This is a genomic window from Microbacterium sp. NPDC058269, from assembly GCF_042881445.1.
Taxonomy (GTDB): domain Bacteria; phylum Actinomycetota; class Actinomycetes; order Actinomycetales; family Microbacteriaceae; genus Microbacterium.
This window is the reverse complement of the sequence record NZ_JBHVXT010000001.1, coordinates 1,517,776-1,542,209: the sequence shown is the minus strand read 5'-3', so window position 1 is coordinate 1,542,209 and position 24,434 is coordinate 1,517,776. Positions and strand designations below refer to the sequence as shown.

The window sequence follows — 24,434 nt, the reverse complement described above, 5'->3', positions numbered from 1 at the left end:
GCAATAAGACTTGCGCAATACTTCTTGCGCATCTACTCTCGAGCCATGACCACCGTCGCCGAGCCCCATCGTCTGTGGCGCAACACCCGATACCTCACCTGGCTGGTGAGCGACACGAGCAAGGGCCTCGCAGCCTCGCTGTTCGGCTTCGCCATCCCGCTGCTCGCCCTGATCGTGACGAACGACCCCGCCCAGGCCGGCATCATCGGCGCCGCGGGCATGGTCGCGCGACTGCTCATGACCCTGGCCGGCGGTGTGCTGGCCGACCGCCATCGGCGCATCGCACTGATGCTGCTCGGGTCGCTCATCGGCGTCGTGCTCGCCGGCGGCTTCACCCTGCTCGCCCTCGGCGAGGCGATGACGTTCGGGTCACTGCTCGTGATCGACGTGCTGCTCGCCGCACGCAGCGGGCTCTTCGACGTCGCGGGCGAGAGCGCCATCAAAGAGATCGTGCCCGACGACGCGATGGGTCGAGCCCAGGCCACGAACCAAGGGCGCGACGCCGCACTCCAGCTCGCGGGCGGCCCGCTCGGCGGCCTGCTGCTGGGAGTGGGCGGATGGCTCGTCGGCGTGGTCATGACGCTCTGCCACGCCGTCGCCGCACTGACCGCATGGATGCTGGGGCGCCAGGCCCGTGGTGCCGGAGTGATCGATACGGGCGCGGATGAAGACGTCGAGCCGGCAGCGACGGCGAAGCCCAACGCCTGGTCGGAGCTGCGCGAGGGATTCGGCTGGCTGCTCTCCCGCCCCGACCTCGGCGGCGTGCTGCTCATCACGACGGTCATCAATCTCGGCTTCAACGCCACGATCACGACCGTCATCTACGCCCTCCAGCAGGACGGATACTCCGAGCTGCTGATCGGCACCCTGAGCGCGTCGATCGGGGCCGTGATGCTCGTGGGCGCGGTCTGCGCTCCGCTGCTCGTTCCGCGCATCAAGGCCGGCGTCCTGACGATCGCCGGACTGTCGGTCGTCTCAGTCGGGGCGATCGTGCTCTCGATGGTCACCGAGCCCTGGGCCATCGCGGTGGTGCTCGGCGCCGCGGTCCTGCTGGTGCCCGCGCTCAACGCCGGAATGATGGGCTACTTCATGGTCGCCACCCCGAGCCACCTGCTCGGTCGCGCCAACAGCGCCGCCGGGGTGCTGGGCTTGGGTGCGATGCCGCTCGCGCCCCTGATCGCCGGCTTCGGACTCGCCTGGATCGGGCGGGAATGGACCATCCTGATCTGCGCCGCGCTCTGCCTGATCTCGGTCGTCCTCGCCGTGAGCAACAGGGCGCTGCGAGCCCTGCCGGTCGAGTCGCGCTGGGCCGAGCACGCGAAACAGTACGAGACGGCCTGACGCCGCAGCGGTGTGCGCCGCCAGCCGTGCCGCCTAGAGAACGCCGGCGAGCGCCGCGATGCCCGCGAGCAGGGAGACCAGGGCGAGCACGAGGGCGATCGCGATGAGGACGGCGTGCACCTTGAGGAACGCGGTGGCCTTGCCGTTCTCGTCGCGCGCCCGCGGGTCCTTGGCGACACGCTTGTAGAACTGCGGCCAGACGAGGGCGTTGAAGGCGGCGTTGAGCAAGAGCACGACAGCGAGGGGGAGCACCCCTCCACGCTATCGACGTCGCCTATGGGCACCGACCGCCGCCCTCCGCGGAATTCTTGGATGCGGACATGTATCAGAAAGCCCTTGCCGGGCTCCTGGTAGGTGTGATCACAATGGGCTTCATGATCGACGGTGCACCCGGCACCGCTCACGATCCTGCCTCGGACGACGGGCGCGCACGCTGGGAGCGCGCCGCGGACCTGTTCGACGCATGGCGCGAGAGCGACGGCCGCGCGATGGACGAGCTCGTACGACTGATGACACCCGTGCTCTGGCACGTCGTGCGCGCGTACGGACTCGAACGCACCCTCGCCGAGGACGTGGTGCAGACCACCTGGCTGCAGCTGGTGCGCGGTCACGGGTCGATCAGCGACCCCCGGGCCGTGTCGGCCTGGCTCACGACGACCGCGCGCCGGGAGGCCTGGAAGGTCGCGAAGGCACACGGCAAGGTCGACACGACCGATGCGGACGACCTCGACACGCTGCTTCCCGAGCAGGCCTCGGCGGAGGAGCACGCGACGCTCGGCGACGAGAACCGTCGGCTGTGGTCGGCCGTGCGCCGTCTCAACGAACGCTGCCAGAAGCTGCTGCGCGTGATCGCGTTCGAGGATCGCCCGGACTATGCGCGCATCGCCGCCGACCTGGCCATGCCCATCGGCAGCATCGGCCCCACACGGAACCGGTGCCTCGCCAAGCTGCGCGCCCTGCTGGACGTGCCGCCGACAGCGCAGACAGGGGGATTCGCATGACCGAGTACGAGGACGCTCAGATGTTCGCCCGGCTCCGCACGCTCTGGGGCGAGGTCGACCCGATGCCCGCCGGTCTGATCGACCGCATGGTCGCCGCCGTCGCCGCCGATGGCCTGACCCGTGAATACGCGCTGCTCACTCTGGTCGAAGGGCAGCTCGGTGCGGTGCGGGGCGAGGCGGATGCGCTCACCCTGCAGTTCAGCGACGGCTCCACCAGCATCCTGCTGCATGTGACGACCACCGCTTCCGGTCGCCGCCGCGTCGACGGCTGGGTCGACACCGCAGCCGCGGAGATCGTCCTGACCCAGGGCGAGAAGTCCAGATCGGTCTCCCCGGAGGAGACCGGGCGCTTCGTGTTCGATGACGTGCCGCCGGGCCTCACGCGCGTGCGTCTGACGACCGTGATCGGGGACGAGACGCGCACGCTCGCGACCCCGCAGTTCGAGCTGTGATCGCGGGCGCCGCCCGTCGATGAAGACGCGGGGTGCCCCGCAGGGAGAGGATGACGCATGGATCAGCCCAAGGGATGGACCTGGCAGGACCGCGCGGAAGGATCGATCCGCCGGGGCACGGCGCTCGATCCGAGCACGGAGCCGGTGGACGGGATCCGCGCATTTCCGACGGCGTACCTGCCGGAGCGGCTGCTGATCACCCGCGCGCTCGGCGACGAGGAGGCCTACGACCGCGAGGTGCGGACGCTGCGTGACGCGGCCGACACCTTCGGCTGGCAGCTCGAGATCGAAGACGGCACCCGCTCGGCGGTCGACGGCGAACTGGTGCCGGGGGTTCCCGGCTTCCTGCGCGCACGACTGCGGACTCCCGACGAACCGGTCCGTGGCGAATCGCCCGTCGCGCCCGACGCCTGGCGAGTGCTCCAGCGCGCACGCCGCATGTCCCGCTCGACGATGCCGCGGACGAGCCTCGACCACGTGCTGTCGATCGATCCGGTCGGACTCAACCCCTTCACCAGGACGAACCCGTTCACCCGCACCAATCCGTTCACCCGCACCAACCCGGTGCGCGGAGCCGGTGGAGGCGCGGGAGGCAGCGACGACTACCTCGAGCCCGGACGCGGTGCCCGACAGCCCGTGACCTGGTTGGGGCCGGCCCCCGTGCGTGGGCCCGCCCCGAAACGCGGACGGCGCCCCGTCGTCGCAGTGCTCGACACCGGCTGCGGCGAGCATGCCTGGTTGCCCGCCGACATCGTCACGCGCACGGTCGACCTCGACGGCGTGCCGGTCGGGCTGACCGACGATGCAGATCCCGAACGCTACCCCGACCTGTACGGGCAGCTCGACGGCGAGATCGACGCGGTCGCCGGGCACGGCACCTTCATCGCCGGCCTCGTCCGACAGGCCGCTCCGGATGCCGACATCCTCTCGATCCGGGTGGCCGGAGCTCTCGGTGTGGTCGACGAGAGCACCCTCCTCGAGACCGTCGCCCAGGTCGTCACCCTGCTCGCCCGCCACCGCGAGGACCCGAAGACCGGCTTCCCGATCGATGTGCTGAACCTGTCGCTCAGCTATTACCACGAGACACCGACCGACGGACTGTTCAGCCTCACGCTGTACCAGTTGCTCGCCAAGGCACGTGAGCTCGGATGCGTGGTGGTGTGCTCGGCCGGCAACGACGCGATCGATCGCCCCTCGTTCCCGGCGTCGCTCTGGCCCTGGCCCGGCTCGGACAACGGCATCCGTCCCGACAAGGATGCACCGCTCGTCTCTGTCGGAGCGTTGAATCCGTCGGCGCAGTCGGTCGCCCTCTTCTCGAACATCGGTCCGTGGGTACGGGCCTACGCGCCGGGAGCCGCCGTGGTGAGCACCTCGCCCGCTTTCGTGGGCGGCACTCAGGCGGTGACGCGGGCCGACGTCGAGGGGCTCCGCCGCGAGACGATCGACCCTGACGACTATCGCGGCGGGTTCGCGGTGTGGAGCGGCACGTCGTTCTCGGCACCGTACGTCGCAGGGCGCATCGCCGCACAGCTCGGCACCGTGCCGGTCGGCGGCGTCAGCTCCGGCACCGCGGCGAAAGCCGTGGCCACCGTCCTCAAGTCACTGCCGACGCCGGTCGACCCCGTCTGACGCGCCCCCGGGACGAGCCGTCCGTACCGATGCGGGCGGCCCGTCCTGGTGCGCGGCGCCGCGCGCGGAATCCACTCGATCCGCGCTCTTCCCCGCAGACCCGACGCAGGGCATTCTGGGGGGATGCCCCTGTCCGCCATCGAGCTGCACCGGCGCGGCGTCGAGGCGGCGAACGCCCGACGGTTCGCGCAGGCACGGCGTGCCCTCGACGCAGCCTCCACCCGTACCGACGACCCCGATCTTCGCGCGCGCATCGACGGTACGGTCGCCTACGTCCTCGCCCAGACGGGAGAGCCGGCCGCCGCGGAGCAGCTGTGCCGCGAGGCCCTCGACCGCTCCGGCTTGCGGACCGAGACGGTCACCGTGCTCAGCGGGCAGCTCGGCACGCTCCTCATGCACGGCGGCAGGTTGGCCGAGGCCGAGGTCGAACTCACCCGCGCGATCGACACGCTCACCGCGATCGGAGACGAGACCACCGAGCTCGCGAACTGCTTGATGAACCGCTCCGTGGTGCGGATGCAGCAACGCGAGCTCGAGACGTGCATCGACGATCTGCGGCGCGCGGTGGCCGTGTACGAGGCGAACGATGATGAGGAGCCGCTGGCGGAGGCCCGGCACAACCTCGGATATGCGGCGCTGCTCGGGGGCGACCTCGTCACCGCGCTCACCCTGATGACCCGTTCCCGTCCGAAGCTCGCTGCCATCAGCGACCTGGCCGCCGCGATCAGCGACCTCGACCGCGCAGAGGTACTGCGCGACGCGGGGCTCACCACCGAGGCCGAAGTACTTCTCGAACAGGTCGCCGTCCAGTTCGGGGCCCAGCGGATGCGGCAGGCCAGGGGCGAGTCGGAGTTCCACCTGGCGCGCTCGCTCCTTCGCCACGATCCCGCTGCCGCCGAACGCGCAGCCCGCACCGCCGCCCGACGCTTCACCGCGCTCGCGAACCACGGATGGGCGGCCCGTGCCGAAGCGGTGCGGCTCGAGGCGCGGCAGCGCGCGAAGCCGCACCGCCCCATCGACGACGCGGAGTTCGCCCGCACCGCGAAGGCCCTCGACCTCGGCGGCTTCCGCACCGAGGCGACAGGGCTTCGACTGAGTGCTCGACGTGATGGCTCCGGGCGACTGCCGCGACTGGACGACACGGCGCCGACGCCGCTGCGACTGCGCGCCCACGAGGTGCGTGCCGCCCGTGCTGCGGCTGCCGGCCGTGACCGCGACGCGCTGCGGGCGGCCGCCGACGGCCTCGATCTGCTCACGGTCTGGCAGCAGTCGTTCGGCGCGCTCGACCTGCAGGCCTCCGTCGCGATGCACGGCAGCGACCTGATGTTCGCCGGGCTCTCCGCCGCCGCCCGACTGCGCGACCCAGCCGCCCTGTTCGAGTGGTCGGAACGTGCGCGGCACCTCAGCCAGCAGGTCGCCCCCGTGCGGCCCCCGCACGACGAATCCCTCGCGGTGGACCTGGCGGAGCTGCGGATGCTGCGCGCCGAGCTGGCGGGCGCCGACTGGACGACCGATGCCAGAGTCCGCACGCTCCGCGACCGCGTGCGCGAGCGGCAGTGGGCGGCGACCGGGGCGAGCGGCACCCGTGAACGCCTGGGGCTCGCGGAGGCGACGGCGCAGCTCGAGCGCGACATGGCCGTCCTGTCGTACGTGTTCACCGGGTCCGACCTGCACGCGATCGTGGTGACCTCGTCGGGGGCGACGGTCCTCGACCTGTCATGGACGCGGGTGCAGTCGGCCCTCGATGGCCTCCGCGCCGACCTCGACATGGCCGCGCTGACCCGTGGAGGACTGATGGGCGAGGTCACCGAACGTGCGCTGGCCTCGCGCCTGGCGATCCTCGACGCCGAGCTCCTCGCCCCGCTGCTGCTCGCCGCACCATCCGCAGCGAGACTGGCCATCACGGTGCCCGGGGCACTCGGCGGCGTTCCGTGGGCGATGCTCCCCGGCATGTCCGGCATCCCGTTCACGCTCGCGACATCCGTCTCGCGCCTGCTGGGCGAACCCGCTCGGCCCCGAACCCAGCCGACCACGATCGGCTTCGCCGCCGGCCCCCGCGTCCCTCGCGCGGGCGACGAGATCGGACGTGCGGCTGCGGCCTGGCGAGGCGCCGGCGTTTCACCGCAGACTCTGCACAGCGAAGGGGCGACGGTCGCGGCGGTCACCGAACTCGCCGCGGCCACCGATGTGCTCCACATCGCCGCGCACGGCCGGCACGCGGTGGACAACCCGCTGTTCTCCGGTTTCGAGCTCACCGACGGCATCCTCTTCGGCTACGACGTCGACCTCATTCCGCGGGTCCCGACGACCGTGATCCTCTCGGCCTGCGAGCTCGGACGTTCCTCGGTGCGCTGGGGTGAAGAGGCATTGGGCATGACACGCGTGTGGCTGCACGCCGGCGCGGATTGCGTCGTCGCCGCTCCCGTCGCCGTCCCCGATGACGTGGCCGGCGAACTGCTCAGCGTCGTGCACACGGGTCTGTCCGGGGGCGCTGCGCCCGCCGTCGCACTCGCGAGGGCCGCCGTCGACACCGGTCTGAGCGCGCCGTTCCAATGTCACGGCGACGGATTCTGAACTTTTCCTCCATTCGGTGTATCAGAACGGATGCTGCACGCTCCTGTTCTTCGGAAGGTGCCATGCGAAGGGCCTCGAAGGGTGAGGCGCGAGGGAGGCGCAGTCGGATCTGGGGATCATGCGCACTGGGGAGCGCGAACACGACACGGACACCATCTGCTCGAGGGTGTCGCGGCATGCAGCGGCGACACCCTCATAGGGCCTCGACGATCTGGGGACGTCGGGGCCCTTGGGGTGTCCGGGCTTCGAGCGACTCAGCTGAGCTGAGAGGTGAAGTAGTGATCCGCGATGTCGCGGATCACGGCGGGGTCCCGCTGGGGCGCCACGTTCTCGAAGTACTCGGCGCGCTCCAGTTCGTCCGCCACGAACCGCGTGAGGATGGCGGGTGGCGTGCCGGTGCCGAGTTCGCGGGTCACCGCCTTCGCCGCGATGAGCTCCGCGGCCGCGTCCGTCACCGCCTGTGGAACCGAACTCTCCACCAGCAGCGTGGGAAGGTCCATGGGGGGAACGGATTCGTGCGGGTGATCCGCGAGCCACCGGAGTGCCGCAGCCGGCCGCAGCGTGTAGAAGAACCGCTTGAGGGTGGTCTCCCCGATCTGCTGCTGACGCCCGATGTGCAGGTAGTGACGTGCGATCGAACCCCGTTCGACGACGTCGGTCGCCAGAGTCAGCAGGCCCTCTCGAAAAGCGCTCTCACCCGTGTAGACGATGGGCGAGCGGAGCCATTCGATCGCCGTCGCGTTGCCTCTGACCAGGAGCTTCACGGTCTTCGCCAGGTCCCACCCGTTCACGTCGAACGTCTTGTCGAGCGGGGTCTCGATCACATCGCGTGCGGGCCACAGCGAGAGGTAGTCCTGGCGCGCCCGCACGAAGATGAACCGGCAGTCGTAGTCGCTGTCCGGAGACGGAAAACCCCAGGCGCGGCTGCCACTCTCGATCGCCCAGGGAATGCGTACGCCGTGTTCCGCAGACACGCCGTCGAGTCGCCGGTCGATCTCGGAGACCACCAGCGGATCGAGGGATGACGGAATCGCGCGCATTGCTCGAAGATACCCGGTGTCCGGGCTCAGGCGACCAGCACCGTGTATCCGGCAGCTCGAAGGGCCGCGAGCACCTCGGGGTCCGCTCCGGAGTCGGTGATCACGGTGGGGAAGAGCTCCGCGCCCCCGACTGTCGAGAACGCCTCGACGCCGAGCTTGCTACCGTCGGTCACCACGACCGCACGGCGAGCGCGCTCCGCCATCATCCGGTTCACGGCAGCTTCGCGCTCGTCCTGCGTGGTCGCGCCGGCTCCGGCATCCATCCCGTTCACGCCGATGAAGGCGATGTCGAGCCGCACCCCCCGCAGCAGCTGCTCCACGAACGGACCGACCAGTTCATAGCTGCGCGAGTGGATGACGCCGCCGGTGACGACGACTTTGATGTCGGGCCGCGTGGCGAGCTGGGCGGCGATGTTCACGGCGTTGGTGACGACGGTGATGCCGCCGTTCCCCGCGAGGTCGTCGCGCGCGGCGAGGGCTGCGGCGATAGCGGTCGTGGTGGTTCCGCCCGAGAGCCCGACCACCATGCCCGGGGCGACCAGGCCGGCGGCGGTCTGCGCGATGCTGGCCTTCTCGTGCGTGCGCAGGTGACTCTTGTAGCGGATGGGCAGCTCGTAGGCGACGCTCTGCGCCACCGCGCCGCCGTGGGTCCGGGTGAGCAGCCGCTGTTCGGCGAGGGTGTCGAGGTCTCGGCGTGTGGTTGCAGCCGATGCCTCGAACTGGTCGACCAGCTCTTCGACCGTGACCTCGCCCTTCGCGGCCAGGAGGTCGAGGATCGCATTCAGCCGCGCCGCCCGCTTCATCAGGAGACCGGTTCCGCGGGCTGCAACGCGAACAGTCGGAGCATGCGCGCAGCTTCGTCCGCGAGGGCATCGCGGGCAGGGGCGAGGTACTTGCGGGAGTCGACCAGGCGCTCGTCGGCGTCGAGCTTCTCGCGCACCACCCGGGTGAAGAACCCGTTCAGGTGCGTGGAGACGTTGATCTTCGTCATCCCCGCGCGCACGGCGTCGGCGATCACAGCATCCGCGACGCCCGACGATCCGTGCAGCACCAGCGGAACGGGGAGGGCCTCGTGCAGTCGCGCGATCAGGTCGAGGTCGAGGGACGCCGTGCGGTCGGTCATCGCGTGCGAGGAACCCACCGCGACCGCGAGGGCATCGACGCCGGTGGCCGCGACGAACGCACGCGCCTCGTCGGGGTCGGTGCGCACTCCCGGAGCGTGCGCCCCGTCCTTGCCACCCACCTCTCCGAGCTCGCCCTCGACGTAGACACCGGCCTCGTGCGCCCGGGCGGCGACCGCCGCCGTGAGAGCCACGTTGTCGTCGTAGGGCAGAGCGCCGCCGTCGAACATGACCGAGCCGAAGCCCAGTGCGATGGCCTCGTCGACCAGCTCGGGCCGCTCGGCGTGGTCGAGGTGCACCGCCACGGGCGTCTGCGCGCGCCTGGCCACCGCGAGCGTGGCCAACGCGATCGGCTCGAGTCCGCCGTGGTAGTCGGCGCAGTTCTGCGAGATCTGCAGGATGACCGGCAGCTGCGCGAGGGCGGCCGCGCGCACCAGCCCCTCGGCCGTCTCGAGGTGGATCACGTTGAACGCGCCGATGCCGGTGCCGGCGGCGGATGCTGCAGAGACGAGGTCGCGAGCGGAGACGAGGGTCACGAAGGGTCCTTCCGGAACGATTCAGGGTCAGGATGCGAAACGCGCAGCTGCTGTTCGAGAGCAGTCCAGCGCGGGGAGATGTCGCCGGCGAGCGGGGTGAGCACAGCGGCGGCGGACCAGGCGGTGGCCCGGCGGAGGATCTGCTCGGGGTCGCGCACCCCGTCGGCGTACAGCGCAGCGCAGGCGGCGACACCCGCATCTCCGGCCCCCGTCGGGTTGCCCGCGAGGGGTTCGTCGAGCCGAGCATGCACGAGATCGGATGCCGTGAGCGCGAGCATCCCGTCGGCCCCGAGCGAGAGCAGCACGAGCTCCGCGCCACGGGCGATCAGCGAGCGGGCGCCTTCGACCGGGTCGGCGATGCCCGTCGCCTCGGTGAGTTCGGCGGCGTTCGGCTTCAGCACGGTGGCTCCGGCATCGGCCGCCCGCAGGAGCGCAGGCCCCGAGGTGTCGACGATGACCGGCACCCCGGCATCTCTCCCCACTGCGATGAGCATGGGGAGCAGCGAATCGGGCGCTCCGGGCGGCAGGCTGCCGGAGATGACCAGCACGCGTGCACCCGACAACCGCTCGACGACCTCGGCGAGCAGTGCGGCCCACTCGACGTCGGTCGGGTTCAGCCCACGCTCGTTGATGATCGTGGTGTCCCCGAGCGTCTCGTCGACCACCGCGATGCTGCGACGTGTCTCTGCGGCAACCGGCACCAGGGCATGCGGCACCCCGCTGGCCCGGAGCTCGGCGGCGAACTCCTCGCCGACCCGACCGCCGATCGTGGTCACGGCGAGCGCTTCAGCACCCTGCGCATGCGCGACGCGCGCGACGTTGAGCCCCTTGCCGCCCGCGCGTGCCGCTCCGGCATCCGCCCGGTGCGTTCCGCCTTCGATGAGCCGGTCGACGCGCCAGGTGAGATCGAGTGCGGGGTTCGGGGTGACGGTGAGGATCACGTGAGCTCCCGCGCGCGGAGGGCCGCACCGAGCAGTCCCGCATTGCCGGAGAGCTCTGCGGGCACCAGTGCCGGGATGCGGTGGAAGCTGAGCCGCGCGGCCAGGCGCATGCGCAGCTCGTCGAACAGAGCGCCGCCGGCACGCGACAGCCCGCCGCCGATCACCACGGCTTCCGGGGCCACGACGGCGGTGAGCTGAGCCAGCGACATGGTGAGGGCGTCGAGCGCCGAGTTCCAGATCTCCGCGGCGACCTCGTCGCCGGCCGCCGCCCGGGCGATCACATCCTTCGCACCGTCGGGGGCGATCCCGGTCGCCTCGCGGTAGCGCCGGGCGATGGCGCCGGCCGAGGCGACGGCCTCCAGGCAACCTCGTGCGCCGCACGCGCACATCGGCCCATCGGCGATCGGGGAGTGTCCGATCTCACCCGCGTATCCGCCGGCGGTGTACGGGACACCCCCGACCAGCAGCGCGCCCGCGATCCCGGTGCCGATCACGAGCACCACCGAATCGGCGTAGTCGCGAGCGCCGCCGAGTCGGCGTTCCGCCCAACTCGCCGCACGCACGTCGTGATCGAACGCCACCGGCAGCCCGAGACGCTCGGCGGCGAGGTCGCGCAGCGGGGAGTCGTGCCAGCCGAGATTGCTCGCGAAAACGCCCAACCCGGCATCCGCGTCGACGATCCCGGGCACGACGAGCCCGACGGCCTGCGGCACGACATCGGGGTGCGCGGCACGGAGCTCCGCCGCCAGCACCTCGAGACGGTCGAGGAGCACCTGGGTGCGGTCGCCGTCGGCGATCGGGGTGGGCGTGCGGCGGAGCCCGAGCGCGGTTCCGTCGGCGTCGAACAGCGCCGACTTGATGTCGGTTCCGCCCACATCGAACGCCAGCACGGGCGCGCCGACACCGAGGGTGCGCACGGCGGCGAGCTTCTCACCGGTCGCGTCGCGCTCGACGTCGGGAACGGCGTCCGTCCCGTCAGCTCGGGTCATGGTCAGCTCCGGCGGCGGGTTGCGTCATGCATCCAGGATGACGGATCGCGTGAGGTTGCGGGGCTGGTCGGGGTCGAGGCCCCGGGCGACGGCACGGTCGAGTGCCGTACGGTGCAGGCGCACGAGGTCGGCGAGCGGGTCGATCGTCCGCTGCTCGAACCGTGCACCGGTGGCTTCGACCTGCGCCGAGAGGCCTTCCGGCGCCTCGCCGAACTGCCAGGTGACGCGTCCCGGCGCCGCGATCGCGATCGGGCCGTGGCGGTAGTCCATCGAGGGGTACGCCTCGGTCCACGACTGCGACGACTCACGCAGCTTCAGTGCGGCCTCGTGAGCCAGACCGATCGTCCAGCCGCGACCGAGGAAGGTGTACTGCTCCGCATCGCGCAGTTCGTCGTCGCCATCCTCGGCGAGCACGGCCTGGGCGTCGGCGATGGCACCGGAGAGGTCTTCACCGAGCGAGGCGCGGAAGAGGGCGAGCGCGGTGGTCGCGAATCGCGTCTGCACGACCGACTGCTCGTCGGCGAACGGCAGCAGCACGGCGTCGTCGACGAGCGAGACGAGCGGCGAATCGGGGTCGCCGATGACCCCGACCGTGGGGATGCGCCCCTTGATGCGGTCGACGAGCTCGAGCACCTCGCTGGTGGTTCCGGAGCGGGTGAGGGCGACGACGGCGTCGTACCCGCGGTCGAGGAACGCCTCGGATGCCGCGTAGGCGTCGGTCTCGCCGTGCCCGGCCGACTCGCGCAGGGCCGCGTACGACTGCGCCATGAACCACGAGGTGCCGCAGCCGACGACGGCGATCCGCGCACCCGAGGCGGGGAGCAGCGCCTGCTCGGCCGTCAGATCTGCGGCCCGCGCCCACATCTCCGGCTGGGAATGGAGTTCTTCGCGCATGTGTGCGCCGGGCAGCGATTCCGTCATCGAGGTGCCTTTCTGGCGATAAGTTGCAGAGTTGTGATCGTTTGAAGCTCAATTCGATCATAGTATGGCGTCGAATCAAAGCGCCAACAGCTTTACCTTGATTTGTTTGTTCTCCTGACAAATAATCAGACAAGTTCCACCCCCGAGCCCCGGCTTGAACGATCGCGGCAGCCTTCCGGCGAAGCGGTCACCACGCACTGTCGCGTGATGTGCTTGCGACTGTGCACCACACCCCCCTCCCGAAGCGGCCCCGCCGCCGAGGGTTCGGACATCACAGTGAGGAATGCAATACACATGAAGAAGTCACTGCGGTTCGGCGCCGCCGCCATTGCGGCCGTCGCCACGCTCTCGCTCGCTTCGTGCGGGTTCGGCGGTTCGTCCGGCGACGGCGGAGGCGAGGGAGCGAACACCATCGATCTCCTCGTCCCCAGCTACTCCGACGGCACCAAGGCCAACTGGGAGACGGTGATCAAGGGGTTCGAGAAGGCCAACCCCGACATCAAGGTCAAGCTCGAGGTGCAGTCGTGGGACAACCTCGAGAAGGTCGTCTCCACCAAGATCCAGGCGGGCGAGGCACCCGACATCTACAACGGCGGCCCGTTCGCCGGATTCGTCGGCGATGAGCTGCTCTACCCGACGAAAGACGTCGTCTCCGACGACACGTACTCCGACTTCCAGGAGTCGTTCCTCAAGAACGCCGAGATCGACGGCACGGCCTACGCGCTGCCGATGATCGCCTCAGCTCGCGCCCTGTTCGTCAACAACGCTCTGCTCTCCCAGGCGGGCGTCGAGGCGCCGACCGACTGGGATTCGCTGCTGGATGCCGCGACCAAGGTCTCCGCCCTCGGCGGCGGTGTCGCCGGCTACGGCATGCCGCTCGGATCCGAAGAGGCGCAGGCCGAGGCGGCCGTATGGCTGTGGGGCGGCGGCGGATCGTTCGGCGACGCGTCGGAGATCACGATCGACACCCCGGAGAACCTGGTCGGCGCCGAGCAGATCAAGAAGATGATCGACGCCGGAGCGACCCAGGCCGACCCCGGTTCGACGCAGCGCTCCCCGCTGATGGACATCTTCATCCAGGGCAAGATCGGCATGCAGGTCGGTCTTCCGCCGACGGTCGGCCAGATCGAGGAGAACAACCCCGACCTGGACTACTCCATCGTCCCGATCCCGACGAAGGACGGCTCGCCGTTCACGCTCGGCGTCATGGACCAGCTGATGGCGTTCGAGAACGACGGCGACAAGCAGGAGGCGATCACCAAGTTCTTCGACTACTTCTACTCCGCCGACGTCTACGTGCCGTGGGTGCAGGCCGAGGGCTTCCTCCCCGTCACCAAGTCCGGTGCCGAGCAGCTCTCCGGCGAGGAGGCTCTCAAGCCCTTCCTCGACGTGCTGCCCGACGCGCAGTTCTACCCGTCGACGAACCCGAAGTGGTCCGCCGCCGACGGTGCGTTCAAGTCGCTGTTCGGCCAGCTGCAGTCGAAGCCGGCACAGGACGTGCTGACCGAGATCCAGGCACAGGTCGACGCGGGCTGAGCCCGCTGACGGAGAGGTTCGGGTACCCGAATGAGCCAGAAGACAGAGTCCTCGAACCTCGCGGGGGCGGCCACCGGCCGCCCCCGCCCCCGGAAGACCCCGGATGCCACGCGTGGCAGGCCGGGTGGAAAGGATCTGCTCCAGGCGCTGCCGTGGATCGCTCCGGCGCTGCTGCTCATCATCGGCGTGGTGCTGTTCCCCGCCGGGGTGATGTTCTTCAACTCGACGCGTGACATCTCGCTGTCCGGCCTCGACAAGGGCTCGGTGGGCTTCGACAACTTCGTCACGGTCTTCACCTTCGCCGAGTTCTGGCCGATCTTCTTCCGCACGATCGTCTGGGTCGTCGCGGTCGTGACGCTCACGGTCGTGATCTCGCTCGGACTCGCACAGATCCTGAACAAGGCCTTCCCCGGGCGTCAGCTCGTGCGCATGGCCGTCATCGTGCCGTGGGCGGCGTCCGTCGTGATGACGACCATGGTGTTCTACTACAGCCTCGAGCCGTACTTCGGCATCTTCAACAAGTTCCTCTACGACATCGGGCTCTCCGATGACGCGGTCGGCTACGGGTGGACGAAGAACCCCGCGACCGCGTTCACGTGGTCGATCGTGATCGCGATCTTCGTGTCGCTGCCGTTCACGACGTACACGATCCTCGCCGGGCTCCAGTCGGTCCCGGCCGACGCGATCGAGGCGGCGAAGATGGACGGCGCCGGTCCCGCCCGCACCTACTGGTCGATCGTGCTCCCGCAACTGAGGAGCGCCCTGGCCGTGGCGATCCTCATCAACATCATCAACGTGTTCAACTCGCTACCGATCCTGAAGGTGATGACCGGATCCATACCCGGTTACGGCGCCGACACGATCATGACCCTGATCTTCAAGTACATCGAGCTGCAGAAGAAGGTCGATGTCGCGAGCGCCCTCTCGGTGGTCGCCTTCCTCATCGTCATCATGATCGTCGCGGCCTACGTGAAGATCGTCAAGCCCATGAAGGAGGTCTGATCATGACCGTGACCGAGACCGAGCTCGTGACCACTGCCGGAGGCCGCGGCCGTCGCACGCCGCCGACCCCGGGCCGCAAGCGTCGCTACACCGAAGACCAGGTCACGCTGCCCCGCGTGATCCTGCGCACCGTCGCCGGCTTCCTGGTGCTCGCGATCTTCGTGCTGCCGTACCTGATCATGTTCTTCGGCTCGGTGAAGACCAAGTCGCAGATCCGGTCGGTCGACCCGACCTACCTCCCGATCGAGTGGCACTGGGAGAACTACATCTCGATGTGGTCCACCCCCGAGACGCCGCTGCCGTACAACCTGATCTCGACCATCGTCATCGCCGTGTTCGCCACGCTGCTCGTGCTGCTGGTGTCGCTGCCGGCGGCGTACTACACGGCGCGGTTCAAGTTCCCCGGCCGCATGGTGTTCCTGTTCCTCGTGATCGTCACCCAGATGCTGCAGCCGGCCGTGCTCACCTCGGGCCTGTTCCGCCAGTTCACCGTGCTCGGACTCGGCGACACCTGGACGGCGATGATCTTCATCAACGCGGCCTTCAACCTGTCGTTCGCGGTGTGGATCATGCACTCCTTCTTCGCCGGCATCCCCAAAGAGGTCGACGAGGCCGCGCAGATCGACGGCGCCGGACGCTTCACCGTGCTGTTCAAGATCAACCTGCCGCTCGTGTGGCCGGGCATCGTCACCGCGATCGTCTTCACGTTCGTCGCCTGCTGGAACGAGTTCGCCGCGTCGCTGGTGATCCTGTCGACCGACAAGAACCAGCCGCTGTCGGTCGCGCTGACCAAGTTCGTCGGTCAGTACGAGACCAGCTGGCAGTACGTGTTCGGCGTCTCGATCGTCGCGATCCTGCCGGTGGTCATCCTGTTCATGCTCATCGAGAAGCGCCTCGTCGGCGGGTTGACCGCGGGCAGCGTCAAGTAGCGCGCGCTTCACCGAGAAGGCCCCGGCTCGCACCGCGATCCGGGGCCTTCTCATCGAGCTCGCGAGAGGGTGCCTCCGTCAGGGGGCCGACGTGGACGCTGCGCGCAGCTGCTCCGGGTTCCAGCGCACGCCGAGTGCCGCAGTCAACGCGGCCTGCGCAGCACCGGCGGCGAGGGAGACGCGGGGGTCGGCGTAGCGGACGGGCACCTGCGCCGTGCCGCGAGCGGGGTATTCGGTCTCCCGGCGCACGCGGTCGAGGAAGCGCGGCCCGAGCTCGGTCGCCGGTCCGCCGATGACCACCTCGATCGGGTCGAGCAACGCGCTGATGAGCTTGACGGCCCTGGCCAGCGCGCGGGCGCCCTCGTCGAGATTCTCCTCATCGGCGTGAGCGGCGAGTTCGCGGATCTCGGGCGCATCCATGGCGTCGGAGAACTCGTCGCCGAGCATCGCCCCGAGCGCTGCGGCCGACTCCAGGCATCCGTGCTGCCCGCATCGACAGGCGCGCGCGGCGTCGCCGAACACGACCTGCACGTGCCCGATCTCACCGGCACGGTCGCGCGGGCCCGGCGCCAGCTCGCCGCCGAGTGTGACCGCCGCACCGACGCCGCCGCCGAGGTGGATGAAGAGCCGGTAGCCGGAAGGTGACTCCTCCATGCCGGCCTCGGCGATGGCCTCCGCGTCGACGTCGTTGATCAGCAGCACCGGGGCATCGAGCACGCGCTCGAACCGCTCGGCGAGGGGCACGTTCTGCCACTTGAGCTGCACGCTCTCGAGCACCGACCGCCCATCCGTCGTGCCAGGCAGCTGGACGCCGGCCGCGAGGAGCCGTCCGCCGAACTCCTCCGCCACCGCCGATACGGCATCGTCGAGGGTGCGGTCGCGGTTGTCGACGGAGTAGTTCACCCGCCGAAGCTCGACCTCGGTGCCGTCGAGCGCCACGAGAGCGATGTCGGCGTGCAGAGGTTGGATCACCAGCACCAGGATCAGGTGGTGACCCGCGTCGACGCTCAGAGTGGTCGCCCGCTTGCCGCCGGTGCTCGCCGCCTGCTCGCCCTCGACGATCAGCCGGCTCTCGATGAGCTCGGCGACCAGAGACGATGCGGTGGCGGCCGTCAGTCCGGTCGACCTCGCGATACCCGCGCGCGTCTGCGTTCCCGGATTCCGGAAGACCAGCTGCAGCGCCCGCCGCAGATTCGCACGCCGAACCGATGCCTGGGTGTCGAGGCCATCATCCGTGCTGAGCATGCGTTCCCGTTCCGGCGCTCGCCCGTCGCGAGCTGTTGACAGATCGTGGCGCGATCCGTAGTCTCTCCCTAAGTTTATTCATTGAACTTAGTTGGTCAATCGACCTCATACAGCTCCGGACGGGCGAGTGCTGCACACACCGTCGCCCGTCCGGCACCTCTTCCTCAGCGACTCTCGGCCGCTTCGGTGTGGTGCCGGATGACCTCCGCCACCACGAAGTTGAACCACTTCTCCGCGAACTCCGGGTCGAGATGCGCCTCTTCGGCGAGAGCACGCAGCCGTGCGACCTGCTGCTCCTCCCGATTCGGGTCGGACGCCGGCATCTCGTGCTCCGCTTTCAGATGCCCGACCTGCTGGGTGGCGCGGAAGCGCTCGGCCAGCATGAAGATCAGTGCGGCGTCGATGTTGTCGATGGTGGCGCGAAGCCGGAGCAGTTCGGCCTTCGGGTCCTCGGCGGCGGTCATGCCCCTACTCTAGAGCCGCGTGACATCCTGGTTTCGTTCCGTGGCACCGCTATCGTGAGCACATGAGCAACGAAGAGTCGCCGGAATCCGCGCCCCACGACGACGCCGCATCCGCCGCAGCTCCCGCCGCACCCGCGACCACCCGTCGCACGCACGCCCCGGCACCCGTGGCCGCTGCGGCAGACGCTCCGCTCCCGGTCGTGATCGAGCCGATGACGCCGAGCCGCTCGTTCTGGACGCGGATCGACCGCCCGTTCGTGTTCGGCTTCCTGGTGACGCTGGGCGGGCTCGGGGCGATCGTGATCGGCCTCGCGCTGTCGAACCTGTCGACCGTGCTCATCTACATCGCCCTCGCCCTGTTCGGGGCGCTCGGGCTCGATCCCGCCGTGCGGTTCCTGGAACGCCGCGGCCTCTCGCGCGTCATCTCGGTGGTCATCACGATCCTCGCGCTCATCGTGGTGTTCGCCCTCGTGCTGTGGATGATCGTCCCCGTCGTGATCGACCAGATCGTGAGCTTCGTGCAGTCGGTGCCCGGCATGATCAAGGACTTCACGCACAGCGACATCTACGCGACCCTCGAGGCCCAGTTCGGCGATCAGTTCCAAGACCTCGTCGCCCAGGTGCAGTCCTTCCTGACCGACTTCGGCAACCTCGCGACGATCGGCGGCGGCGCCCTGGCCGTCGGAGCCTCGATCGCCACCAGCATCTCGGGTGCCATCGTCGTGCTCGTGCTGACGCTGTACTTCCTCGCGTCGCTCCCGTCGATGAAGCAGGGGATGCTGCGTCTCGCCCCAGCCCGCGACCGTGCCCGCGCCGGCGACATCGCCGATCAGATCACCGACTCCGTGGGCGGCTACGTGATGGGGATGGTGATTCTCGCGTTCTGCAACGCGACGCTCGCGTTCCTGCTCTACCTCTTCCTCGGGTTGCCGTTCCCCCCGCTGATGGCGGCCATCGCCTTCTGCATCACGCTGATCCCGCTGGTCGGATCGGTGCTGTTCTGGATCCTCGGCACCTGCCTGGCGCTGTTCACCAACCCGATCGCCGCCTTGATCTTCGCGGCCATCTACCTCGTCTACATGCAGATCGAGGCCTACGTGATCACGCCGCGCGTGATGAACAAGGCGGTCTCGGTGCCGGGTTCGCTCGTCGTGATCGGCGCCCTCGCCGGCGGCACGCTGCTCGGCCTCCTCGGGGCTCTGGTCGCCGTGCCGGTCACCGCGTCGATCCTCATCATCATCAAGCAGGTCCTCGTCCCGAAGCAGGACGCCCGGATCTGACCCACCCGCCACGACGAAGCGCCCGGACCCTCAGGGGCCCGGGCGCTTCGTCGTGGCGACGACTCAGCTGAGGTCGTTGTCAGCCAGCCACTTCTTGGCGATGTCCTCCGCCGACTTCTGGTCGACCGTGCTCTGCACGTTCAGACCGACGAGCTCTTCGGCGGTGAGCTTCTTGCTGACCGCGTTGATGACGTCGGAGATCTCGTCGGCGACGTCGCTCGAGACGATCGGCACGACGTTCGAGGCCAGGATGATGTTCTCCGGGTCTTCGAGCGCGACGATGTCTTCGGTCTGGAACGCCGGGTCGGCCGAGTAGATGTCGGCGACCTGGATCTCACCGGCGAGCAGTGACTCGAGCGTGGTCGGGCCGGTGGCCGAGAAGCCGAGGTCGACGCCGTAGACCTCCTTGGCCGCTGCCGGGCCGTACGGGCGCTGCTCGAACTCCGGCGCGGCACCGATCGTGACCGGGGTCGTGACCTTCGAGAGGTCGCCGATCGTGGTGAGGCCGTTCTCCTCAGCGAAGCTCTTCAGTACCGTGTAGGTGTCCTGATCAGAGGCCTCGGCGTAGTCGAGAGCGGTCAGGCCGTCGGGCAGCGCTTCCTTCAGAGCCGCGTAGACATCCTCCGGGCTGGTAGCCGTGGCGTCTTTGTCGAGGTACTCGAGCAGGTTCCCCGTGTACTCCGGGAACAGGTCGATCGCGCCGGACTCGACGTCGGGCATGTAGGCGTCGCGCTGTCCGATGTTGAACTGACGGTCGACCTTGATGTCGGCACCCTCGAGGGCCTGGGCGTAGATCTCGGCGATGATCTCGTTCGAGTAGTAGGCCTGCGAGCCGATGACGATCGTGTCGTCGCCGGAGCTCGAGCCTTCGCTCGGGGCGTCGAGCGGGTTGCTGTTCGCGCAGCCGCCGAGGACGAGCACCGCGGCGAGCGCGGCACCACCGGCAAGGGCGAGTCGTGACTTACGTGCTGTGAACATGAGGACTTCCTCTTCTCTGGGACAACAGGGATGGAGCTGTGGGACGGTGTCAGGCTGTGGGACGAGTCAGGCGGTGGCCGGCGCCGGCGAGGCGGCGGCGGCACGCGACCGCCGTGTCGTGGTGGGCGCGCGGACCCCGGCGGGGACGGCGGCGTGCTGGAGGAGGGCGAAGATCAGGTCGACGATCAGGGCGAGGACGGCGACGAGGATCGCACCGCCGAGCACCTGGTCGAACTTGCGGAGCGGAATGCCCTGGATGATCGGCCAGCCGAGTCCGCCGAGGTTCACGTAGGCGGCGATGGTGACCGTGGCGATCACCTGCAGGAGTGCCGCGCGGATGCCGCCGACGAGGAGAGGCAGCCCGAGGGGTACCTCGACCTTCCAGAACACCTGCCACTCGGTCATGCCCATCGAGCGCGCGGAGTCGAGCACCCGACGGTCGATGGCTTCCAGCCCGGTGTAGGCGCCCGCGAGGAGCGAGGGGATGGCCAGGAGCACGAAGGTGATGATCGCGGCTTCGGGAACCCGGAGCACGCCCAGGATCAGCACGAGCAGCACCATGAGGCCGAACGACGGGATGGCACGTGCCGCGCCGGAGACCGCGACCGCGATCTCGCGACCCTTGCCGGTGTGGCCGATGAGCCACCCGAGCGGTATCGCGATGATGCCCGCGATCAGCACCGAGATCAGCGTGTAGTACATGTGCTGGCCGAACAGGATGGGCAGCGAGTACGGCCCCTCCCACCGGTCGGGGGAGAAGAGCCAGGCGAGGGCCTCGGTGAACACGTTCATGCGGCGGTCCTCAGGGCTGCGGTCTGGCGCGCGGCGGTCGACGGGGTCTTCGTGGCGCGCGTCCACGGCATCAGAGCGCGGCCGAGGAGCAGGAGCAGCAGGTCGATCACGAGGGCGATCACGACGACCGCGATCACGCCGGCGAACACCTCGGCGAGGATGCGGCGCTGCAGGCCGTTGGTGAAGAGGTAGCCGAGGTTGTTCACGCCGACCAGGATGCCGACGGTGGCGAGGGAGATCGTGCTGACGGCCGCCACGCGGAGCCCCGCGAGCACGACGGGACCGGCCAGCGGGAAGTCGACGGTCCAGAACCGGCGGAAACCGCCGTAGCCCATCGCCGTGGCCGACTGCCGGATGGCAGGGTCGACCGAGTCGAGGCCGTCGGACACCGCACGCACGAGGATCGCGACTGCGTAGATGGTGAGGCCGATGATGAGGTTGATCGGGCTGCGAGCGGGATACCCGGCGACGGATGGGAGGAGGATCAGCAGCGCGAGCGACGGGATCGTGTAGAGCAGGCCGGTGAGGACGATGACCGGCCCCTTCACCAGTTGGTAGCGCCAGGCGAGCCATCCGAGCGGCAGAGACAGCACGAAGCCGAGCACGATCGCGATCGCACTCTGCTGCAGGTGGATCGCGGTCAGCTCGAGGATGAGGCCGAGATTGTCGACGATCCAGTTCACGGAGCGCCCTTCGTCGCGCTCTCCTCGCTCAGGAGCGCGTCGGTCACGGCATCCGGCACATCGATGATCGACCCCTGGGTGCGGCCCTCGCCATCGACCACCACGGTGCCGTGCGGCGTCTGCTTGAGGTGCAGAGCACGGCGTCCGCGTTCGGCGCCGATGAAGGCTGCGACGAAGTCGTCTGCCGGGTTCTCGATGATCTCGCTCGGGCTGCCCACCTGCACGATGCGGGCGCCCTTGTCGAGGATGACGACCTGGTCGCCGAGCAGGAACGCCTCGTCGATGTCGTGCGTGACGAACACGACCGTCTTGTCGAGCTCGCGCTGCAGTCGCAGGGTCTCTTGCTGCAGGTCGGCCCGCACGATGGGGTCGACCGCACCGAAGGGCTCGTCCATGAGCAGGATGTTCGGGTCGGCGGCGAGTCCGCGGGCCACGCCCACGCGCTGCTGCTGGCCGCCTGAGAGCTGACTCGGGTAGCGGTCGGCGAGCGCCTGGTCGAGGCCGACCGTGTCGAGCAGCTCTCGTGCCCGCTGGTGCGCCGGGCCCTTCTTCACGCCGGTGAGCCGCAGCACCGTGGCGACGTTGTCGATGACAGTGAAGTGCGGCATGAGCCCGGAGTTCTGCATGACGTAGCCGATGCGTCGGCGCAGAGCCACCGGGTCGCCCTGGAGCACGCTCTCGCCATCGATCTCGACCTCACCCGAGGTGGGCTCGACCATGCGGTTGATCATGCGGAGCAGGGTGGTCTTGCCGCAGCCGGACGAGCCGACGAACACGGTGGTCTTGCGCGAGGGCAGCACGAGGCTGAAGTCGTTGACGGCGAGGGCGCCGCCGGGGAACCGTTTGGTGACGTTGCGGAACTCGATCATGGGCTGGTCTCCAGTCGGTCGATCGATGTGCGAGCGGACGAGTCTTTGCTCTTCTGATGCTTACGTGGCTCTTCAGATGGCTACGGGCCGACCTCGACGCGGGGATCGAACGCGACGTACCCGGAGAAGTCCTTGCCCACGCGATCGAACGCGGAGGGGTAGGGGTTCGGGTACGACCAGGCGTAGTCGGTGTAGAGCTCTCCGTCGGTCTGCACCGAGAAGTACTGCGCCGCGCCCTTCCACGGACAGGTGTAGGGCGTGGGACTCTCGACGAGTGCCCCGGGTGTGATGGATGCGGGTGGGAAGTACCAGTTCCCTTCGATGCGGGCGAGATCGCTCTCGTCGGCCTCGGCGATGACGGTTCCTGCGAGTACAGCCTTCATGGTCCTGCCTCCTCGGATGTGAGTTCGAGCGTATAAGACGGCTGCGACATCGGGGGTGAGGGTTGCGCCACCGCCGTCAATATGAGAAACAATCCGGATCCTGTTCGGCGCGATCGGGAGAACGGATTGCTCCGGATGGCGGGATCAGACCTCGATGCGGGTCACGCGGAGTCGCGACCGTAGCCCTCGAGCAGTCGCAGCCAGATCTCGCTGATCGTGGGGTACGACGGCACCGCGTGCCAGAGGCGGGCGATCGGGACTTCTCCGACGATGGCTACGGTGGCCGCGTGCACGAGTTCGGCCACCTCGGGACCGACGAACGTCGCACCGACCACGACGTCGCGGTCGGTGTCGACCACGAGCCGCGCCTGGCCCTCGAAGCCGTCTTCGTAGAGGCTCGCGCCGGCGACCCAGCCCAGGTCGTAGTCGACGGCCTTCACCGCGATGCCGGCCTTGACCGCCTGGGCCTCGGTGAGACCGACGGAGCCGACCTCGGGAATCGAGAACGTGACCTGCGGCACGGCGGCCTGGTCGGCTGTGGCGACGTGACGGCCCCACGGGGCGTCGTCCACGTCTTCACCCTGGGCGCGGGCCACGATCACGTCCCCCGCGGCGCGCGCCTGGTACTTGCCCTGATGGGTGAGGAGCACGCGCCCGTTGACGTCGCCGACCGCGTACAGCCAGTCCGATCCGGGGACACGGAGCGTGTCATCCGTCTCGATCCAGCGGCCGGGTTCCAGCCCGACCACGTCGAGGCCGATGTCACCGCTGCGCGGCGAGCGACCGGTCGCGGCGAGCACCTCGGTCGCGGTGATCTCCTCGCCACCGTCGAGGGTGATGGTCACGCCGTTCGCGCCGCGGTGCACGGATGTCGTTCCCGTGCCGGTGCGCACGTCGACGCCGAGCTCCTTGAGGCCTGCGGCGACGCGCTCGCCCGCGAAGCGCTCCATCCCGCCGAGCAGACCGCTGCGGGCGATCACGGTGACCTTCGAGCCGAGCGCGGCGTAGGCGGTCGCCATCTCGACGGCCACGACGCCTCCGCCGATCACGGCCAGGCTCTCGGGAAGCTCCTCGGCGCTGGTCGCCTCGCGGCTCGTCCACGGGGTGGCCTCGCGCAGGCCTTCGATGGGTGGGATGACGGCATCCGATCCGGTGCTGATAGCGACGGCATGCCGGGCTTTGAGCACGCGCTCCGCGCCGTCGGCATCCGTCACCGTCACCTCGCGCTCGCCCGTGATGCGGCCGTGGCCGCGGGCCAGGTCGATGCCGGCCGAGTCGAGCCACTTCACCTGACCGTCGTCGGACCAGTTGCTGGTGAACGAGTCTCGACGGTCGAACACGGCGCGCACGTCGAGCTTTCCGGTCACCGCCTGGGAGGAACCGCCCACACGCTGTGCAGCACGGAGCGCCTGCGCCGAACGCAGCAGTGCCTTCGACGGCATGCACGCCCAGTACGAGCACTCACCTCCGACGAGCTCGCTCTCCACGATGATCGCGGTGAGTCCGCCCTGCACGGCTCGATCGGCGACGTTCTCGCCCACCGGCCCTCCACCCAAGACGATCAGGTCGTACTCGTCGGTCTTCTCCGCAGCATTCATGCGTCGCACCTCTCCGTGAGCCGATTACGTGGCCCAGTCTCGCTCATGAGCAACGCCGAGTCACGGGTGAGTTGTTCCCTCCGGCGTGGCGCGGGGACGCCTGTGGCGGGTCATAGAGTGTGGTTCGTTG

The 24,434-nt window shown here is 69.2% G+C and carries 24 protein-coding genes; 9 read left to right on the top strand and 15 right to left on the bottom strand.

Annotation, left to right across the window (positions count from 1 at the left end; all coding sequences use genetic code 11):
- The first annotated feature begins 45 nt into the window (after positions 1-45).
- Entirely contained in the window at positions 46-1,341 is a 1,296-nt protein-coding gene (locus tag ACFVWL_RS07615; protein WP_387180546.1) for an MFS transporter, read from the top strand.
- A 33-nt stretch (positions 1,342-1,374) separates the two neighbouring features.
- Here the strand turns inward: ACFVWL_RS07615 and ACFVWL_RS07610 are convergent, their stop codons facing one another.
- The gene (locus ACFVWL_RS07610; protein ID WP_387180544.1) at positions 1,375-1,593 is read right to left on the bottom strand and encodes an SCO4848 family membrane protein; all 219 of its coding nucleotides are present in this window, start codon (positions 1,591-1,593) and stop codon (positions 1,375-1,377) included.
- Between the two features lie 68 nt (positions 1,594-1,661).
- Here ACFVWL_RS07610 and ACFVWL_RS07605 point away from each other — a divergent pair, with 68 nt between their 5' ends.
- From ACFVWL_RS07605 to ACFVWL_RS07590, 4 genes are all read left to right on the top strand, one after another.
- Positions 1,662-2,342, top strand: coding sequence for an RNA polymerase sigma factor (locus ACFVWL_RS07605; RefSeq protein WP_387180542.1), 681 nt, complete (start codon positions 1,662-1,664; stop codon positions 2,340-2,342).
- Positions 2,339-2,794, top strand: coding sequence for a hypothetical protein (locus ACFVWL_RS07600; RefSeq protein WP_387180540.1), 456 nt, complete (start codon positions 2,339-2,341; stop codon positions 2,792-2,794). Before ACFVWL_RS07605 ends, ACFVWL_RS07600 begins: the two co-directional genes overlap by 4 nt.
- A 57-nt stretch (positions 2,795-2,851) precedes the next feature.
- Complete coding sequence (locus ACFVWL_RS07595; protein WP_387180537.1) at positions 2,852-4,423, top strand: S8 family serine peptidase; 1,572 nt, start codon at positions 2,852-2,854, stop codon at positions 4,421-4,423.
- Between the two features lie 123 nt (positions 4,424-4,546).
- Positions 4,547-6,997: a CHAT domain-containing protein gene (locus tag ACFVWL_RS07590; protein WP_387180534.1), complete on the top strand. Its 2,451-nt coding sequence runs from the start codon at positions 4,547-4,549 to the stop codon at positions 6,995-6,997.
- A gap of 254 nt (positions 6,998-7,251) precedes the next feature.
- On the opposite strand, the gene ACFVWL_RS07585 is transcribed toward ACFVWL_RS07590, so the two are convergent.
- Genes ACFVWL_RS07585 through ACFVWL_RS07560 form a run of 6 tightly spaced genes read right to left on the bottom strand, consistent with a single transcriptional unit; the run spans position 7,252 to position 12,545 of the window.
- Positions 7,252-8,037 (bottom strand): DNA polymerase beta superfamily protein, encoded by a 786-nt coding sequence (locus ACFVWL_RS07585; protein WP_387180531.1) that lies wholly within the window; start codon positions 8,035-8,037, stop codon positions 7,252-7,254.
- Between the two features lie 26 nt (positions 8,038-8,063).
- Positions 8,064-8,840 carry a DeoR/GlpR family DNA-binding transcription regulator gene (locus tag ACFVWL_RS07580; protein WP_387180528.1) on the bottom strand — a complete coding sequence of 259 codons (777 nt, stop codon included), beginning with the start codon at positions 8,838-8,840 and terminating at the stop codon, positions 8,064-8,066.
- Positions 8,840-9,694 (bottom strand): ketose-bisphosphate aldolase, encoded by an 855-nt coding sequence (locus ACFVWL_RS07575; protein WP_387180526.1) that lies wholly within the window; start codon positions 9,692-9,694, stop codon positions 8,840-8,842. Before ACFVWL_RS07575 ends, ACFVWL_RS07580 begins: the two co-directional genes overlap by 1 nt.
- A complete protein-coding gene (locus ACFVWL_RS07570) occupies positions 9,691-10,635 on the bottom strand; it encodes a 1-phosphofructokinase family hexose kinase (protein WP_387180522.1) in 945 nt (314 codons plus the stop codon). The genes ACFVWL_RS07575 and ACFVWL_RS07570 overlap by 4 nt, the downstream gene beginning before the upstream one ends.
- Positions 10,632-11,624 carry an ROK family protein gene (locus ACFVWL_RS07565; RefSeq protein WP_387180519.1) on the bottom strand — a complete coding sequence of 331 codons (993 nt, stop codon included), beginning with the start codon at positions 11,622-11,624 and terminating at the stop codon, positions 10,632-10,634. Before ACFVWL_RS07565 ends, ACFVWL_RS07570 begins: the two co-directional genes overlap by 4 nt.
- A gap of 24 nt (positions 11,625-11,648) precedes the next feature.
- Positions 11,649-12,545, bottom strand: a complete 897-nt coding sequence (locus ACFVWL_RS07560; protein ID WP_387180516.1) for an SIS domain-containing protein — start codon at positions 12,543-12,545, stop codon at positions 11,649-11,651.
- A 294-nt stretch (positions 12,546-12,839) separates the two neighbouring features.
- Between ACFVWL_RS07560 and ACFVWL_RS07555 the strand changes: the two genes are divergently transcribed.
- Genes ACFVWL_RS07555 through ACFVWL_RS07545 form a run of 3 tightly spaced genes read left to right on the top strand, consistent with a single transcriptional unit; the run spans position 12,840 to position 16,012 of the window.
- Entirely contained in the window at positions 12,840-14,081 is a 1,242-nt protein-coding gene (locus ACFVWL_RS07555; RefSeq protein ID WP_387180514.1) for an extracellular solute-binding protein, read from the top strand.
- A 30-nt stretch (positions 14,082-14,111) separates the two neighbouring features.
- Complete coding sequence (locus ACFVWL_RS07550) at positions 14,112-15,083, top strand: carbohydrate ABC transporter permease (protein ID WP_387180512.1); 972 nt, start codon at positions 14,112-14,114, stop codon at positions 15,081-15,083.
- A 2-nt stretch (positions 15,084-15,085) separates the two neighbouring features.
- Entirely contained in the window at positions 15,086-16,012 is a 927-nt protein-coding gene (locus ACFVWL_RS07545; protein ID WP_387180509.1) for a carbohydrate ABC transporter permease, read from the top strand.
- Between the two features lie 78 nt (positions 16,013-16,090).
- On the opposite strand, the gene ACFVWL_RS07540 is transcribed toward ACFVWL_RS07545, so the two are convergent.
- Together ACFVWL_RS07540 and ACFVWL_RS07535 are read right to left on the bottom strand one after the other, a co-directional pair.
- Entirely contained in the window at positions 16,091-17,257 is a 1,167-nt protein-coding gene (locus ACFVWL_RS07540; protein ID WP_387180507.1) for an ROK family protein, read from the bottom strand.
- Positions 17,258-17,421: 164 nt separating this feature from the next.
- Positions 17,422-17,721 (bottom strand): chorismate mutase, encoded by a 300-nt coding sequence (locus ACFVWL_RS07535; RefSeq protein ID WP_021200128.1) that lies wholly within the window; start codon positions 17,719-17,721, stop codon positions 17,422-17,424.
- A 62-nt stretch (positions 17,722-17,783) separates the two neighbouring features.
- On the opposite strand from ACFVWL_RS07535, the gene ACFVWL_RS07530 reads away from it, so the two are divergent.
- Positions 17,784-19,001 carry an AI-2E family transporter gene (locus ACFVWL_RS07530; protein WP_387180503.1) on the top strand — a complete coding sequence of 406 codons (1,218 nt, stop codon included), beginning with the start codon at positions 17,784-17,786 and terminating at the stop codon, positions 18,999-19,001.
- A 63-nt stretch (positions 19,002-19,064) separates the two neighbouring features.
- On the opposite strand, the gene ACFVWL_RS07525 is transcribed toward ACFVWL_RS07530, so the two are convergent.
- From ACFVWL_RS07525 to ACFVWL_RS07500, 6 genes are all read right to left on the bottom strand, one after another.
- Positions 19,065-19,979: an ABC transporter substrate-binding protein gene (locus tag ACFVWL_RS07525; RefSeq protein ID WP_387180501.1), complete on the bottom strand. Its 915-nt coding sequence runs from the start codon at positions 19,977-19,979 to the stop codon at positions 19,065-19,067.
- Positions 19,980-20,045: 66 nt separating this feature from the next.
- Entirely contained in the window at positions 20,046-20,771 is a 726-nt protein-coding gene (locus ACFVWL_RS07520; protein ID WP_387180499.1) for an ABC transporter permease, read from the bottom strand.
- Entirely contained in the window at positions 20,768-21,454 is a 687-nt protein-coding gene (locus tag ACFVWL_RS07515) for an ABC transporter permease (protein WP_387180497.1), read from the bottom strand. Before ACFVWL_RS07515 ends, ACFVWL_RS07520 begins: the two co-directional genes overlap by 4 nt.
- On the bottom strand, positions 21,451-22,323 hold the full coding sequence (locus ACFVWL_RS07510) for an ABC transporter ATP-binding protein (protein WP_387180494.1): 873 nt from the start codon (positions 22,321-22,323) through the stop codon (positions 21,451-21,453). The genes ACFVWL_RS07515 and ACFVWL_RS07510 overlap by 4 nt, the downstream gene beginning before the upstream one ends.
- Before the next feature lie 80 nt (positions 22,324-22,403).
- The gene (locus ACFVWL_RS07505; RefSeq protein ID WP_017830017.1) at positions 22,404-22,706 is read right to left on the bottom strand and encodes a DUF427 domain-containing protein; all 303 of its coding nucleotides are present in this window, start codon (positions 22,704-22,706) and stop codon (positions 22,404-22,406) included.
- Positions 22,707-22,867: 161 nt separating this feature from the next.
- The gene (locus ACFVWL_RS07500) at positions 22,868-24,304 is read right to left on the bottom strand and encodes a dihydrolipoyl dehydrogenase family protein (protein WP_387180491.1); all 1,437 of its coding nucleotides are present in this window, start codon (positions 24,302-24,304) and stop codon (positions 22,868-22,870) included.
- Between the last annotated feature and the right edge of the window lie 130 nt (positions 24,305-24,434).

Coding starts and splice junctions, on each gene's coding strand:
- ACFVWL_RS07615 (WP_387180546.1), top strand. CDS start 46: ATGACCACCGTCGCCGAGCCCCATCGTCTGTGGCGCAACACCCGATAC.
- ACFVWL_RS07605 (WP_387180542.1), top strand. CDS start 1,662: ATGTATCAGAAAGCCCTTGCCGGGCTCCTGGTAGGTGTGATCACAATG.
- ACFVWL_RS07600 (WP_387180540.1), top strand. CDS start 2,339: ATGACCGAGTACGAGGACGCTCAGATGTTCGCCCGGCTCCGCACGCTC.
- ACFVWL_RS07595 (WP_387180537.1), top strand. CDS start 2,852: ATGGATCAGCCCAAGGGATGGACCTGGCAGGACCGCGCGGAAGGATCG.
- ACFVWL_RS07590 (WP_387180534.1), top strand. CDS start 4,547: ATGCCCCTGTCCGCCATCGAGCTGCACCGGCGCGGCGTCGAGGCGGCG.
- ACFVWL_RS07585 (WP_387180531.1), bottom strand. CDS start 8,037: ATGCGCGCGATTCCGTCATCCCTCGATCCGCTGGTGGTCTCCGAGATC.
- ACFVWL_RS07580 (WP_387180528.1), bottom strand. CDS start 8,840: ATGAAGCGGGCGGCGCGGCTGAATGCGATCCTCGACCTCCTGGCCGCG.
- ACFVWL_RS07565 (WP_387180519.1), bottom strand. CDS start 11,624: ATGACCCGAGCTGACGGGACGGACGCCGTTCCCGACGTCGAGCGCGAC.
- ACFVWL_RS07560 (WP_387180516.1), bottom strand. CDS start 12,545: ATGACGGAATCGCTGCCCGGCGCACACATGCGCGAAGAACTCCATTCC.
- ACFVWL_RS07555 (WP_387180514.1), top strand. CDS start 12,840: ATGAAGAAGTCACTGCGGTTCGGCGCCGCCGCCATTGCGGCCGTCGCC.
- ACFVWL_RS07550 (WP_387180512.1), top strand. CDS start 14,112: ATGAGCCAGAAGACAGAGTCCTCGAACCTCGCGGGGGCGGCCACCGGC.
- ACFVWL_RS07545 (WP_387180509.1), top strand. CDS start 15,086: ATGACCGTGACCGAGACCGAGCTCGTGACCACTGCCGGAGGCCGCGGC.
- ACFVWL_RS07540 (WP_387180507.1), bottom strand. CDS start 17,257: ATGCTCAGCACGGATGATGGCCTCGACACCCAGGCATCGGTTCGGCGT.
- ACFVWL_RS07535 (WP_021200128.1), bottom strand. CDS start 17,721: ATGACCGCCGCCGAGGACCCGAAGGCCGAACTGCTCCGGCTTCGCGCC.
- ACFVWL_RS07530 (WP_387180503.1), top strand. CDS start 17,784: ATGAGCAACGAAGAGTCGCCGGAATCCGCGCCCCACGACGACGCCGCA.
- ACFVWL_RS07525 (WP_387180501.1), bottom strand. CDS start 19,979: ATGTTCACAGCACGTAAGTCACGACTCGCCCTTGCCGGTGGTGCCGCG.
- ACFVWL_RS07520 (WP_387180499.1), bottom strand. CDS start 20,771: ATGAACGTGTTCACCGAGGCCCTCGCCTGGCTCTTCTCCCCCGACCGG.
- ACFVWL_RS07510 (WP_387180494.1), bottom strand. CDS start 22,323: ATGATCGAGTTCCGCAACGTCACCAAACGGTTCCCCGGCGGCGCCCTC.
- ACFVWL_RS07505 (WP_017830017.1), bottom strand. CDS start 22,706: ATGAAGGCTGTACTCGCAGGAACCGTCATCGCCGAGGCCGACGAGAGC.
- ACFVWL_RS07500 (WP_387180491.1), bottom strand. CDS start 24,304: ATGAATGCTGCGGAGAAGACCGACGAGTACGACCTGATCGTCTTGGGT.